This window comes from Lelliottia jeotgali (assembly GCF_016771845.1).
In the GTDB taxonomy this organism is placed as follows: domain Bacteria; phylum Pseudomonadota; class Gammaproteobacteria; order Enterobacterales; family Enterobacteriaceae; genus Enterobacter; species Enterobacter jeotgali.
On record NZ_JAENMQ010000001.1, the window covers coordinates 1,038,875 to 1,052,927 of the forward strand.

Below are 14,053 nucleotides of genomic sequence, written 5' to 3' on the forward strand. Positions count from 1 at the left end.
AACTGCTATGCATATGACGATGATTAAAAAACTTCCCCTGATATTACTGCTCAACGCCGCCGGTGTGGCGCTCTTTTTGTCCTGGTATCTGCCGGTAAATCACGGTTTCTGGTTCCCGATTGATTCCGGTATCTTCCATTTCTTCAATGAACAGCTGGTCAAGAGCCAGGTGATTCTGTGGCTTGTCGCGATCACTAACAATCGCGCCTTCGATGGCTGTTCCCTGCTGGCAATGGGCTGCCTAATGCTCTCATTCTGGCTCAAAGAAGATGCCGCGGGACGCCGCCGAATCATTATGATCGGTCTGGTGATGCTGCTCACCGCCGTGGTGATTAACCAGCTCGCGCAAGGGTTGATGCCGGTTAAGCGCTCCAGTCCGTCGCTGTTCTTCCCAAATGTTCATCGGGTCAGTGAATTACTGCATATCTCCACCAAGGATGCGTCAAAGGACAGCTTCCCTGGGGATCATGGAATGATGTTGCTTATTTTCTCTTCATTCATGCTTCGCTATTTCGGCAAAAAAGCCTTCGCAGTTGCCCTGATTATTGTTGTGGTTTTCGCTTTCCCACGCGTAATGATTGGCGCGCATTGGCTAACGGATATTGTTATCGGTTCACTTTCTGCAGTGCTGATTGGCGCGCCGTGGTGCTTAATGACCCCGCTCAGCGATCGTCTGATTGCGTTATTTGATCGCTATCTTCCGGGTAAAATGCAACAAAACCAAAACAAATAACCCACCTAAATTAACATCATCCATCAGGGATCATTTCGATCCCTGATGCTTTTCCCGCCGCTTATGCCCTATTTTGTCATCTTCTCGTAATATCATTCACCTGACAAATGAATGCCTTGCATAAGATTTAACCTAAATTGCCGCTATTTTAGTCAATCCCGGTTAATCGCTTTGCCTATCACATTTTCTTATAAAAAAGCCCCTATTTTTGCTTTCAATGCCTAAGGGGATCGGGTAATCTCGAACTCGTTTTGCCTCACAGAGATAATTATTCTCAGGGTGAATAAGTTTGTGCGTTAGACCACAGATTTGGCCATAAAGAATTGTCTCATTGTGCGCAGGTAATTAGTCTCGTCACGTTTGGCATTTTTATAACGGTATTTATCGTTAAGGACTTCAAGGGAAAATAATCAAAATGGTCAAATCTCAACCGATTTTGAGATATATCTTGCGGGGAATCCCGGCAATAGCAGTAGCGGTACTGTTATCTGCATGTAGCACGACAAACACCGCAAAGAATATGCATCCTGAGACGCGTGTTGTGGGCATGGAAGATGCCTCGTCACTGCAAGCCTCTCAGGATGAATTTGAGAATATGGTACGTAATCTGGACGTTAAGTCCCGCATTATGGACCAGTATGCTAGCTGGAAAGGCGTGCGCTATCGCCTGGGCGGCAGCACCAAAAAAGGTATCGATTGTTCCGGTTTTGTACAGCGTACATTCCGCGAGCAGTTTGGCTTAGATCTGCCACGTTCGACTTACGAACAGCAGGAAATGGGTAAATCCATCTCGCGTACGAAATTGCGTACCGGTGATTTGGTTCTGTTCCGCGCCGGTTCAACAGGCCGTCACGTCGGTATCTACATCGGCAACGACCAGTTTGTTCATGCTTCCACAAGTAGTGGTGTGACGATTTCCAGCATGAATGAGCCTTACTGGAAGAAGCGCTATAACGAAGCGCGCCGTGTACTGAGTCGCAGTTAATCTGTCGTGTTGTTGGTTATCCCTTGGCTGGCAACGCGATAAAAAATAAGCACTGCTTCGGCAGTGTTTTTTTTTGCCCGTTTAACCCCGCGCGCTCTTTTCTCATATATCACTGGTTATATAAAACCAGGCTATAGTCTTGTAAATACGTAAGATTAGTCGTCCTGCCGGAACCACGACGATCCAGGAACAATGACGTTTATGCTCACTCGTTTCTTTTCCACCAGCCGCAAAGTTCTGACAGGCAGCATCCTCGCGGGCATTATTGTTGCCCTCCTCTGCGGAATGCTGCAGTTTTTTCTGAGCTACCATAAGCGGGAAGTGAAGTTCGATACCCTTATTGTTGACCTTAAAGTCTACATGGAGAGCTATTTCTCCGATCTCAAAACCTCTATTGATACCCTGCAACCCTTCACCCTGAGTAATTGCCAGGACGTGGGCGCAGAGCTGACCTCCCGTGCCGCCTTTAGCGTTAACGTTCGCGCCTTTTTACTGGTCCGGGATAACGCTGCATTTTGCTCTTCGGCCACCGGGCCGATGGACGTCCCGATGAAGGAACTGATACCGGATCTGGATACCACTAAATCCGTGGATATGGCACTGCTGCCCGGTACACCAATGCTGCCAGACAAACCCGCGATCGTCGTCTGGTATCAAAATCCGCTGATCAAAGGCGGTGGTGTATTCACCTCAATCAATATCAATTTAACGCCCTATTTGCTCTATACCTCGCGTCAGGATGAGTTTGCCGGTATCGCGGTAATCATTGGCAAAACGGCGTTATCCACCGCGTCAGGCCGTCTGATCAACGTCAACGATTTGCATGAAAACCCTATCCGCAGCGCTACCCTGAAAGACGTCCCACTCACCATAAACCTGTATGCCCAGGAGTGGACGCCCTACGAAATCCTGTTTGCACTGCTCTTTGGCCTGATATGCGGCATTTTGGCGGGCACGCTCACTTTTTATATCCTCACCATTCGTTTGCATCCCGGCAAAGAGATCCTGACCGCTATAAAACGTGGCCAGTTCTATGTGGTCTATCAGCCGGTGGTAGATGCGAAAGAGCTGAAGATGCAGGGCTGCGAAGTGCTGATGCGCTGGAAGCACCCGACGATGGGAGAAATCCCGCCGGATGCGTTTATCAATTTTGCCGAAGCGCAAAAGCTGATTGTCCCGCTGACGCTACATCTTTTCGATCTGATTATCCGCGATGCTCCGCAGCTACAAACCGTGCTGCCACCGGGGGCGAAGCTGGGGATTAACATCGCGCCAGGTCATCTTCATGCCGACAGCTTCAAAGACGACATGCGTAAATTCGCGGCCTCTCTGCCGCCGGATCATTTCCAGGTGGTACTGGAAGTGACTGAGCGCGACATGATAAATCAGCTCGAAGCCGCCCCGCTATTCGAATGGCTGCACCATGAAGGCTTTGAAATTGCGATAGATGATTTTGGTACTGGCCACAGCGCGCTGATTTATCTGGAACGCTTCACGATGGATTACCTCAAAATCGATCGCGGTTTTGTGAATGCCATCGGTACGGAAACGGTCACTTCTCCGGTTCTGGATGCCGTGCTGACGCTGGCACGACGCCTGAATATGGTAACGGTTGCTGAAGGCGTCGAAACGCCCGAGCAGGCAGCCTGGCTCCGCCAACATGGCGTGAACTACCTGCAAGGTTACTGGATTAGCCGCCCCATGCCGCTGGCACAATTCCTGAAATGGGAACCTGATTTTGTTAAAGACAGTGAATGATTTCACAATGGCGGTTTCGTCACTTATTATCAGCTAACCATAAGTCTCACTGACGGTGAGCCAGAATAGAAGAGGGATACGCTGCGAATGACTATGCGCTTTGTTTTGCTGTTAATGGCGTTCATCAGCGTGACTTGCCAGGCGCAGAATATTAAAGAGAGCTATGCGTTTGCCGTGCTTGGCGAGCCAAAGTATGAGGCAAACTTTACCCACTTCGATTACGTTAACCCTGCGGCACCTAAAGGTGGGAATATCACTCTCTCTTCGCTAGGGACGTTTGACAATTTCAACCGTTTTGCCCTACGCGGAGTCGCCGCTGAGCGTACCGATTCGCTGTATGACACGCTTTTTGTCACCTCTGATGACGAGCCAGGAAGCTACTACCCGCTTATCGCCGATTCCGTCCGTTACGCAGATGACTTTTCCTGGGCGGAAGTGACGCTCAATCCCCGCGCACGTTTTCATGACGGTTCCCCCGTCAAAGCCAGCGATGTTGCTTTTACCTTTCATAAATTTATGACTGAAGGTGTGCCGCAGTTTCGCCTGGTGTTCAAAGGTGCCACCGTGAAAGCTATCGCCCCACTTACCGTGCGCATCGCACTGGCTGAGCCGGGCAAAGAGAACATGCTGAGTCTTTTCTCGCTCCCGGTGATGCCAGAATCATTCTGGAAAGACCATAAGCTCAGCGACCCGATCTCCACACCACCGTTGGCTGGCGGCCCTTATCGCATCACCCGCTGGAAGATGGGGCAATACATCGTCTACTCCCGCGTGAAAGATTATTGGGCGGCTAATTTACCGGTCAACCGTGGGCGCTGGAATTTCGATACCATTCGCTACGACTACTATCTGGACGACAATGTCGCCTTCGAAGCGTTCAAAGCCGGAGCGTACGATATGCGCCAGGAAGTCAGCGCTAAAAACTGGGCGACCCGCTACGTGGGCAAAAACTTTGCTAACCACTTCATCGTGAAAGATGAGCAAAAAAACGAATCCGCGCAGGACACCCGCTGGCTGGCGTTCAACATCCAGCGCCCGGTGTTTGCCGACCGGCGTGTGCGTCAGGCAATCACCCTGGCCTTTGACTTTGAATGGATGAACAAAGCGCTGTTTTACGGGGCTTACAGCCGCACCAATAGTTATTTCCAGAACACTGAGTACGCGGCGCGGGGTTATCCCGACGCCGCCGAACTGACCCTGCTTGCACCACTCAAAGCGGAGGTTCCTCCAGAAGTCTTTACCAGCATCTTTGAGCCACCGACGTCGAAAGGCGATGGCTACGACCGGGATAACCTGCTCAAAGCCAGCAAACTGCTGGACGACGCTGGCTGGACGCTTAAAAACCAGAAGCGGGTGAATGCGCAAACCGGGAAACCGCTCAGCTTCGAGCTGCTGCTCTCTTCAGCGGGCAATAATCAGTGGGTGCTGCCGTTCCAGCACAATCTGGAACGTTTAGGTGTCACCGTGGAGATCCGCCAGGTTGATAATGCGCAGATAACCAACCGCATGCGCAACCGTGATTACGACATGATGCCGCGCTTATGGCAGGCCCAACCGTGGCCCAACACCAATCTGCGGATTTCGTGGGCGTCGGACTATATCAACTCCTCTTACAATGCGCCTGGCGTCAAAAGCCCGGTCATCGACAACCTGATTGCTCAGATTATCGCCGCGCAGGGAGATAAAGATAAACTGGTTCCTCTGGGCCGCGCACTCGATCGCGTTTTGACCTGGAACTACTACATGCTGCCGATGTGGTTTATGGGGGAAGATCGCCTCGCTTACTGGGATAAGTTCTCGAAGCCGTCCGTTCGCCCGATCTACTCGCTGGGATTCGATAACTGGTGGTATGACGTCAATAAAGCCGCCAGACTGCCCGCTGAACGGCGTTAAGGAATAAAAATGGGTGCTTACCTGATTCGCCGCTTATTGCTGATTATCCCGACGCTGTGGGCGATTATTACTATTAACTTTTTCATCGTGCAGATTGCCCCCGGCGGCCCGGTCGATCAGGCCATTGCCGCCATTGAGTTTGGCCACAGCGGCAGCTTACCCGGCGGCGGTGGCGAAGGCCTACGCGCCAGCCACGCACAAACAGGCACCGGGAATATCAGTGAGAGTCACTATCGCGGCGGACGTGGGCTAGATCCCGAAGTGATCGCCGAGATCACCCATCGCTATGGCTTCGACAAACCGATTCACGAACGTTATTTCAAAATGCTCTGGGATTACGTGCGTTTCGATTTCGGTGACAGCCTGTTTCGCAGCGCCTCGGTGATCCAGCTCATTAAAGATAGCCTGCCGGTATCGATAACCCTCGGGTTGTGGGGCACGCTAATTATCTATCTGGTGTCGATTCCTCTGGGAATACGCAAAGCGGTGCATAACGGCAGCCGCTTTGACATCTGGAGCAGCACTTTCATCATCATTGGTTACGCGATCCCGGCGTTTCTGTTCGCGGTTCTGCTGATCGTCTTTTTTGCTGGCGGCAGTTATTTTGACCTCTTCCCGCTGCGCGGACTGGTGTCAGCTGACTTCAGCTCATTGCCGTGGTATCAGAAAATCACCGATTATCTGTGGCATATCACCCTGCCGGTGCTGGCGACCGTTATCGGTGGGTTTGCCGCCCTGACGATGCTGACCAAAAACGCGTTTCTGGATGAGATCCGCAAGCAGTACGTGGTGACCGCGCGGGCAAAAGGGGTGAGCGAAAAGCAAATCATGTGGAAGCATGTGTTTCGCAACGCCATGCTGCTGGTGATCGCCGGTTTTCCGGCCACTTTCATCAGCATGTTTTTCACCGGCTCGCTGCTAATCGAGGTGATGTTCTCCCTCAATGGCCTTGGCCTGCTCGGCTACGAAGCCACCGTCTCACGCGACTATCCCGTGATGTTTGGCACACTCTATATTTTCACCTTGATCGGCCTGCTGCTGAATATTATCAGCGACATCAGCTACACGCTGGTCGATCCTCGTATTGATTTTGAGGGCCGCTGATGCCGCATTTAAGCCCCGTCAACCAGGCCCGCTGGGCGCGTTTTCGCCATAACCGTCGCGGCTATTGGTCCCTGTGGATCTTTGCCGTGCTGTTTATCCTGAGCCTGTGTTCAGAACTTATCGCCAACGACAAACCGCTGCTGGTGCATTTTAACGATCGCTGGTACACGCCGGTTATCAATAACTACAGCGAAAGCGATTTCGGTGGGCCGTTTGCCACACCGGCGGATTATCGGGACCCGTGGCTGCGCGATCGGCTCGACAACCACGGCTGGACGCTGTGGGCGCCGATTCGTTTTGGCGCGAACAGTATTAACTTCTCCACCTCGACGCCCTTCCCTTCTGCTCCCTCGGCGCAAAACTGGCTAGGGACCGACGCGAACGGCGGGGATGTGCTGGCACGTATTCTCTACGGTACGCGGATCTCCATTCTGTTCGGCCTGATGCTGACGCTGTGTTCAAGCGTGATGGGCGTGGTGGCAGGCGCAGTTCAGGGCTATTACGGCGGCAAAATCGATCTGTGGGGCCAGCGTTTTATTGAAGTCTGGTCCGGAATGCCGACGCTGTTTTTGATTATTTTGCTCTCAAGCGTATTACAACCTAACTTTTGGTGGCTGCTGGGCATTACGGTTCTGTTTGGCTGGATGGCGCTGGTGGGCGTGGTACGCGCAGAGTTTTTACGCACCCGTAACTTCGATTATATCCGCGCAGCACAGGCATTAGGCGTCAGCGATCGCAGCATTATCTTCCGCCATATGCTGCCCAACGCGGTGGTGGCGACGCTAACCTTTCTGCCGTTTATTCTGTGCAGCTCGATTACCACCCTGACTTCGCTCGATTTTCTGGGGTTCGGTTTACCGCTCGGCTCACCGTCATTAGGCGAACTGCTGTTGCAGGGCAAAAACAATTTGCAGGCACCGTGGCTGGGTATTACGGCATTTCTTTCCGTGGCCATATTGCTGTCGCTACTGATTTTTATTGGCGAAGCGGTCCGCGATGCCTTCGATCCTAACAAGGCGGTATAAGATGACCCAGCCTCTTCTTAGCATTGAACATCTTTCTATCGCTTTTACCCAGCAGGGTGAGACGCGTGACGTGGTGAGTGATTTATCTCTGCAAATCCACACCGGGGAAACGCTGGCGCTGGTCGGTGAATCCGGCTCCGGCAAAAGTGTGACGGCGCTGTCGGTGTTGCGTCTGCTCCCCTCACCGCCGGTGGTTTATCCGCAGGGCGATATCCTGTTCCACAGCCAGTCGTTGCTGCACGCAGATGAACATACCCTGCGCGGGGTACGCGGGAATAAAATCGCGATGATCTTCCAGGAACCGATGGTGTCGCTCAACCCGCTGCACACCCTGGAAAAACAGCTGTACGAAGTGCTGTCCCTGCACCGGGGAATGCGCAAAGAAGCCGCCCGTGGCGAGATTCTCGATTGTCTGGAGCGTACCGGCATCCGCAATGCTGCTAAACGGCTGACGGACTTTCCGCATCAGCTGTCGGGCGGAGAGCGCCAGCGTGTGATGATTGCCATGGCACTGCTGACGCGCCCGGAACTGCTGATTGCCGACGAGCCGACGACTGCGCTGGATGTCACGGTGCAGGCGCAAATCCTGCAGTTGCTGCGCGAATTGCGCGATGAGCTCAACATGAGCCTGCTGTTTATCACCCACAACCTCAGCATTGTGAAGAAGCTGGCGGATAATGTGGCGGTGATGCAAAACGGCCGCTGCGTCGAACAGAACACAGCGAGCGCCCTGTTCCATGCGCCTCAACACCCTTACACACAGCGCCTGCTCGACAGCGAGCCATCGGGCGATCCGGTCCCGCTGACGGCGGGCAGCCCACCGCTATTGAACGTCGAAAACCTTGGCGTCGCCTTCCCGGTGCGTAAAGGTATTTTCCGCCGCCAGGTGGCAGAGAATACCGTGTTGAAGAACGTCAGCTTTTCGCTGCGTCCAGGTGAAACGCTGGGGCTGGTTGGCGAGTCAGGTTCCGGGAAAAGCACCACTGGCCTGGCACTGCTGCGCCTGATTGCCTCTCGCGGCACCATTATGTTTGATGGTAAACCGCTTCACAGCTGGAACCGCAGGCAGATGTTACCCGTGCGACCACGAATGCAGGTGGTATTTCAGGACCCGAACTCGTCGCTCAATCCCCGGCTGAACGTACTGCAAATTATTGAGGAAGGGCTGCGCGTTCACCACCCGGAACTGAGCGCTCGCCAGCGAGAAGATGAAGTGATTCGTGTGATGCGGGAAGTTGGACTGGACCCAGAGACACGCCATCGATATCCGGCGGCCTTTTCCGGCGGTCAGCGCCAGCGAATTGCCATCTCCCGCGCGCTGATTTTGAAGCCCGAGTTGATTATTCTGGATGAACCGACGTCGTCCCTCGACAGAACGGTACAAGCGCAGATTCTGGCATTACTGAAGGGATTACAGGAAAAGCACCGGCTGGCCTATATCTTTATCAGCCACGACTTACACGTAGTGCGCGCGTTGTGCCATCAGGTGATTGTGTTGCGACAGGGAGAAGTGGTCGAACAGGGTGATTGTCAGCGCGTTTTTGCCGCGCCGACGCATGAGTATACGCGTCAGCTGCTAGCGTTGAGCTGACGCTCAGAAAGGATACTGGCCGGAAAACGGCTCGGCGATCGCAACACCAAAGTTCTTCAAACGACAGGTCGCCGCAAATTCATCCTGGCTGTTTACAAACAGGCACGGCTCGCCTTCGCACTCCAGCACAGAGCTGACGACTTCGATATCGGTCAGCGCCTGGCTCAAACGCTCCATAACCGGCCATGCATTTTCATCATCCGGGCTGAGTAACTTCAGCGCAACCAGACTGTTTTCGCCCTCTTTTCCACTTTGCGGAATCGGTTCAACTTTCGAACCTGCAAAACCCGCCGACCAGCGATAGCTCTGGGGCAAGCGATGGACTATAGAGAGTTGTAATGTATTCACGTTCTTTCCCCGGAAGCAAAAAAGCCTTCACAATTTATTTACATTTATAGTAACACATCGTTGCTAACCTGCCGTTATTTTCCTGAGAAACCGCATACAGCCTGATGTTACAAGCTATGAAGTCTGATTTTACAGGGCATTATTTTGTGAGTTACAGGCTCGCTTTGGCGCTATATGTACCCGTTTCTGCGATCTAACTCAACCTTTTTAACTACAACGATGTGACTTTTTACATAAATAGATTTTACATAAAAGAAACAAACAAGGGGTAAACAAACGAGAGTTTGGTTGACGAGCGTCAAAAAAAGGGGCCGCATTGGCCCCTTTTCTTCATCAGCTTGCCGATTTTCGTGGCCGACTGGCATAGAGATAGAAAAGAATCGAACTGGTGGCGCAAAACGCGATCGACCAAATCATCGGCCAGGCGGTGTTAAACGTCGCCATTGAGAGCAGCGCACCGACAATCGCGCCAATGCCGAAACGGAATGTCCCCGCCAGGGACGATGCGGTTCCCGCCATGTGAGGAAACTCGTCGAGAATTACCGCCATGCCGTTGGATGACACCATCGACACACAGCCGACAAACGCCGCTACACCGACCACCAGCGCCCAGAAACCGATGCCAAAGAAAGCGGTTAGCACCATCCAGATAGCCATTACAAATTGGATCCACAGCCCCGCGCGGAACATATTGATGGCCCCAACCCGACGGACAAAGCGGCTGTTAATGATGGTCATCACAAACAGGAACACGATGTTTAGCGCGAAGTAGTAGCCGAAATGCTGCGGTGAGACGTGGTTGATTTCGATGTACACGAACGGACCGGCGCTCAGGAATGAGAACATTCCCGCAAAGCTGAAGCCGCTCGCCAGCATGTAGCTCAGGACGCGTTTATGACGAAACAGCGACGCAAAGTTTCCGATAGTGGTGCGAATATGAAACTTCTGCCGACGTTCCACCGGCAAAGTTTCATCGATAAAGAAGAAAATCATTGCTGAGGCCAGCAGCGCGGCAATCGCCAGAATCCAGAAAATCGCGTGCCAGCTAAACCATACCAATACTGCGCCACCAATCATCGGAGCCAACAGCGGCGCGATGGTGGTCACCAGCATGACGAAAGACATCATGCGCGAGAACTCTTCCTTCGGATAGATATCGCGCATCAGGGCATTTATCACCACGCTCGCCGCCGCAGCCGCCAGACCGTGGAAGAAACGCATGATAATCAGATGATCGATCGTCTGCGCCAGCGCACAGGCCACCGCCGCACCCGCAAACACCAGCGTTCCCCCGAGGATCACCGGCTTGCGGCCAATGCTGTCCGCCATCGGGCCATACAACAATTGGCCAACGGCAAAACCGAGGATATAGGTGCTGAGCGTCATTTGCGCGCTGCCGGCTGGTACGCCAAACTGCGCGGAAATCACCGGCAGTGCAGGCAGGTACATGTCGATAGACAGCGGCATCAACATGGCCAGCAGACCAAGGATAAACACGATGCTGATTGATGAGTGTGGCCTGGTGGTCACAGTGTGCTCCTGAAATTAGCGGGAAGTCATGCCAACGCTGGCAATTTCTTCTTCCGTCAACGGGCGGTATTCACCGGGTTCAAGCTCGGGATCAAGGGCAATCTCACCGATGCGCTCGCGGTGCAGGCCGACCACGCGGTTACCCACAGCAGCGAACATACGTTTCACCTGATGATAACGACCTTCGCTGATGGTGAGGCGTACTTCGGTCGGGGTGATCACTTCCAGCACTGCAGGTTTGGTGAGATCTTTCTCGTTGTGCAGCTGCACACCCTGGGTAAACTGCTCGGCGGTATCGTCAGACACCGGCGATTCGAGCGTGACCAGATAGGTTTTTTCGCAGTGATGACGCGGAGAGGTAATGCGGTGCGACCACTGACCGTCGTCGGTCATCAACACCAGGCCGGTGGTGTCGATATCCAGACGCCCCGCCGCATGCAGCTTGTGCGCCACCGGTACATCGAGGAAATAGAGCACCGTCGGATGATCCGGGTCGTCCGTAGAGCACACGTACCCTACCGGCTTGTTGAGCATGAAGTAGCGCGGGCCGTTCTGCTGAGCCAACGTGTTGCCGTCGAACTCCACGTCATGTTCTGGCAGGAGTTTGAAAGAACTGTCTTTCACAATATCGCCATCCACGGTAACGCGGCTGGCGCGAATTTCACGCCCGGCAATAGCGCGGCTTACGCCGAGTTGCTGAGCGATAAACTTATCAAGTCGCATGAAATCTTATAGCCTTTATGGTGCTGGAAGTCGGACAACATGTCCGAAAAAGAAGCAGTCAAGAACTGTCCAGTATAGCGGTCTGGTTGCGCCACTCAAGGGAAAAAGTTTCGTGGCATACTATGTGCGAGATAACAAATTAGAGAGCCCATGACTTTTACACTTCGCCCCTATCAGCAGGAAGCCGTTGACGCCACCTTAGACTGGTTTCGCAAACACACAGATCCTGCCGCCATCGTCCTGCCCACCGGGGCGGGTAAAAGCCTGGTGATAGCCGAACTGGCGCGACTGGCGCGTGGCCGCGTGCTGGTGCTGGCTCACGTCAAAGAGCTGGTGGCGCAAAACCACGCCAAATACTGCGCGCTGGGTCTGGAGGCCGATATCTTCGCTGCCGGGCTGAAGCGTAAAGAGAGCCACGGCAAAGTGGTGTTCGGTAGCGTGCAGTCGGTGGCGCGAAATCTGCCGCATTTTCGCAGTGAATTCTCGCTATTGATTGTCGATGAGTGCCATCGCATCAGCGATGACGACCAAAGCCAGTATCAGCAAATCCTCAACCACCTGAAAGAGGTGAACCCGCAGGTGCGTCTGCTTGGGCTGACCGCCACACCGTTTCGCCTTGGCAAAGGCTGGATTTATCAGTTCCACTATCACGGCATGGTGCGCGGTGACGAAAAAGCGCTGTTCCGCGACTGCATCTATGAACTGCCGCTGCGCTACATGATCAAACATGGCTACCTTACGCCGCCTGAGCGTCTTGATATGCCCGTCGTTCAGTATGATTTCAGCCGGTTGCAGGCCCAGAGTAACGGTCTGTTCAGCGAAGCGGACATGAATCAGGAGCTGAAAAAACAGCAGCGCATCACGCCGCACATCATCAGTCAGATTGAGGAGTTCGCCCAGACGCGCAAAGGGGTGATGATTTTCGCGGCTACCGTCGAACATGCCAGGGAAGTGACTGGCCTGCTCCCTGCTAACGACGCAGCGCTGATCACCGGCGAAACACCGGGACCTGAGCGCGACAAGCTCATTGACGCGTTTAAAGCGCAGCAGTTCCGCTATCTGGTCAACGTTTCGGTACTGACCACCGGCTTTGACGCCCCACACGTCGATTTGATTGCCATTTTGCGCCCAACCGAATCCGTCAGCCTGTATCAGCAGATTGTCGGGCGCGGGCTACGGCTGGCTCCCGGCAAGACCGACTGCCTGATTCTGGATTACGCCGGGAATCCGCACGATCTCTATTCGCCCGAGGTAGGTACGCCAAAAGGCAAAAGCGGTAACGTTCCGGTGCAGGTATTTTGTCCAGGATGCGGTTTCGCCAATACTTTCTGGGGAAAAACCACCGCCGACGGCACGCTGATTGAACATTTTGGCCGTCGCTGTCAGGGCTGGTTTGAAGATGACGACGGCCATCGCGAGCAGTGCGATTATCGCTTTCGCTTTAAAAATTGCCCGCAATGTAACGCTGAAAATGACATCGCGGCGCGGCGCTGTCGCGAGTGCGATACGGTGCTGGTCGACCCCGACGATATGCTGAAAGCCGCGCTGAAACTCAAAGACGCGCTGGTGCTGCGCTGCTCCGGCATGGCACTACAAACCGGTGCCGACGAGAAAGGCGAATGGCTGAAAATCACCTACTACGATGAAGATGGCGCAGACGTCAGCGAACGTTTCCGTCTGCATACACCCGCCCAGCGCATGGCCTTTGAGCAGCTCTTTATACGCCCGCACACCCGCACGCCAGGGGTGCCTCTGCGCTGGATTACCGCCGCTGATATCGTTCATCATCAGGCGCTGTTGCGTCATCCTGATTTTGTTGTCGCACGTAAAAAAGGCCAGTTCTGGCAGGTGCGCGAAAAGGTGTTCGATTACGAAGGACGCTTCCGCCGGGCCAATGAATTGCGCGGTTAAGGGACTTTTGATTGATGTGAAAGGCGTTTGAGTATAAAATGCCGCCCGCTTCACATCCGTGAGGCAGAACACTCACCTGCTGCTGGGTCGCCTGTAGCAGGACTTATTTACAGAGAGAAATCAATGTTTACTATCAATGCAGAAGTACGTTCTGTGCAGGGTAAGGGTGCGAGCCGCCGCCTGCGCGCAGCTAACAAGTTCCCGGCTATCATCTATGGTGGCGATGCTGCTCCAGTCGCAATCGAACTGGACCAGGACAAAGTCTGGAACCAGCAGACTAAAGAAGGGTTCTACACTGAAGTTCTGACTATCGTTTTCGATGGTAAAGAAGAAAAAGTGAAAGTTCAGGCTGTTCAGCGTCACCCGTTCAAGCCAAAACTGTCTCACGTCGACTTCGTTCGCGCTTAATCGCCAACAAGTTGAGAAAAACCCCGCATTGCGGGGTTTTTTTA

The 14,053-nt window shown here is 53.5% G+C and carries 12 protein-coding genes; 9 read left to right on the forward strand and 3 right to left on the reverse strand.

Annotation, left to right across the window (positions count from 1 at the left end):
* The first annotated feature begins 19 nt into the window (after nucleotides 1–19).
* The 7 genes from JBO43_RS04925 (at nucleotide 20) to yejF (ending at nucleotide 9,089) form a co-directional block, all read left to right on the forward strand.
* Nucleotides 20–733 carry a phosphatase PAP2 family protein gene (locus tag JBO43_RS04925; RefSeq protein WP_202673829.1) on the forward strand — a complete coding sequence of 238 codons (714 nt, stop codon included), beginning with the start codon at nucleotides 20–22 and terminating at the stop codon, nucleotides 731–733.
* A 415-nt stretch (nucleotides 734–1,148) separates the two neighbouring features.
* Nucleotides 1,149–1,718 carry a bifunctional murein DD-endopeptidase/murein LD-carboxypeptidase gene (mepS, locus tag JBO43_RS04930; protein WP_095282692.1) on the forward strand — a complete coding sequence of 190 codons (570 nt, stop codon included), beginning with the start codon at nucleotides 1,149–1,151 and terminating at the stop codon, nucleotides 1,716–1,718.
* 201 nt (nucleotides 1,719–1,919) lie between these two features.
* The gene (locus JBO43_RS04935) at nucleotides 1,920–3,476 is read left to right on the forward strand and encodes a cyclic di-GMP phosphodiesterase (protein ID WP_103949640.1); all 1,557 of its coding nucleotides are present in this window, start codon (nucleotides 1,920–1,922) and stop codon (nucleotides 3,474–3,476) included.
* Nucleotides 3,477–3,563: 87 nt separating this feature from the next.
* Nucleotides 3,564–5,369: an extracellular solute-binding protein gene (locus JBO43_RS04940; RefSeq protein WP_202673830.1), complete on the forward strand. Its 1,806-nt coding sequence runs from the start codon at nucleotides 3,564–3,566 to the stop codon at nucleotides 5,367–5,369.
* 9 nt (nucleotides 5,370–5,378) lie between these two features.
* Complete coding sequence (locus JBO43_RS04945; protein ID WP_095282694.1) at nucleotides 5,379–6,473, forward strand: microcin C ABC transporter permease YejB; 1,095 nt, start codon at nucleotides 5,379–5,381, stop codon at nucleotides 6,471–6,473.
* Complete coding sequence (locus JBO43_RS04950; protein ID WP_202673831.1) at nucleotides 6,473–7,498, forward strand: ABC transporter permease; 1,026 nt, start codon at nucleotides 6,473–6,475, stop codon at nucleotides 7,496–7,498. Before JBO43_RS04945 ends, JBO43_RS04950 begins: the two co-directional genes overlap by 1 nt.
* A 1-nt stretch (nucleotide 7,499) precedes the next feature.
* Nucleotides 7,500–9,089 (forward strand): microcin C ABC transporter ATP-binding protein YejF, encoded by a 1,590-nt coding sequence (gene yejF, locus JBO43_RS04955; RefSeq protein ID WP_202673832.1) that lies wholly within the window; start codon nucleotides 7,500–7,502, stop codon nucleotides 9,087–9,089.
* A 3-nt stretch (nucleotides 9,090–9,092) separates the two neighbouring features.
* Here the strand turns inward: yejF and JBO43_RS04960 are convergent, their stop codons facing one another.
* The 3 genes from JBO43_RS04960 to rsuA form a co-directional block, all read right to left on the reverse strand.
* Nucleotides 9,093–9,437, reverse strand: coding sequence for a YejG family protein (locus tag JBO43_RS04960; protein WP_095282697.1), 345 nt, complete (start codon nucleotides 9,435–9,437; stop codon nucleotides 9,093–9,095).
* A gap of 333 nt (nucleotides 9,438–9,770) precedes the next feature.
* The gene (locus JBO43_RS04965; protein WP_103949619.1) at nucleotides 9,771–10,967 is read right to left on the reverse strand and encodes a Bcr/CflA family multidrug efflux MFS transporter; all 1,197 of its coding nucleotides are present in this window, start codon (nucleotides 10,965–10,967) and stop codon (nucleotides 9,771–9,773) included.
* Between the two features lie 15 nt (nucleotides 10,968–10,982).
* Nucleotides 10,983–11,690, reverse strand: coding sequence for a 16S rRNA pseudouridine(516) synthase RsuA (gene rsuA, locus JBO43_RS04970; RefSeq protein ID WP_095282700.1), 708 nt, complete (start codon nucleotides 11,688–11,690; stop codon nucleotides 10,983–10,985).
* 150 nt (nucleotides 11,691–11,840) lie between these two features.
* Here rsuA and JBO43_RS04975 point away from each other — a divergent pair, with 150 nt between their 5' ends.
* The gene (locus tag JBO43_RS04975; RefSeq protein ID WP_202673833.1) at nucleotides 11,841–13,601 is read left to right on the forward strand and encodes a DNA repair helicase RadD; all 1,761 of its coding nucleotides are present in this window, start codon (nucleotides 11,841–11,843) and stop codon (nucleotides 13,599–13,601) included.
* Between the two features lie 123 nt (nucleotides 13,602–13,724).
* Nucleotides 13,725–14,009, forward strand: a complete 285-nt coding sequence (gene rplY, locus JBO43_RS04980) for a 50S ribosomal protein L25 (RefSeq protein ID WP_095282702.1) — start codon at nucleotides 13,725–13,727, stop codon at nucleotides 14,007–14,009.
* Nucleotides 14,010–14,053: the final 44 nt, after the last annotated feature.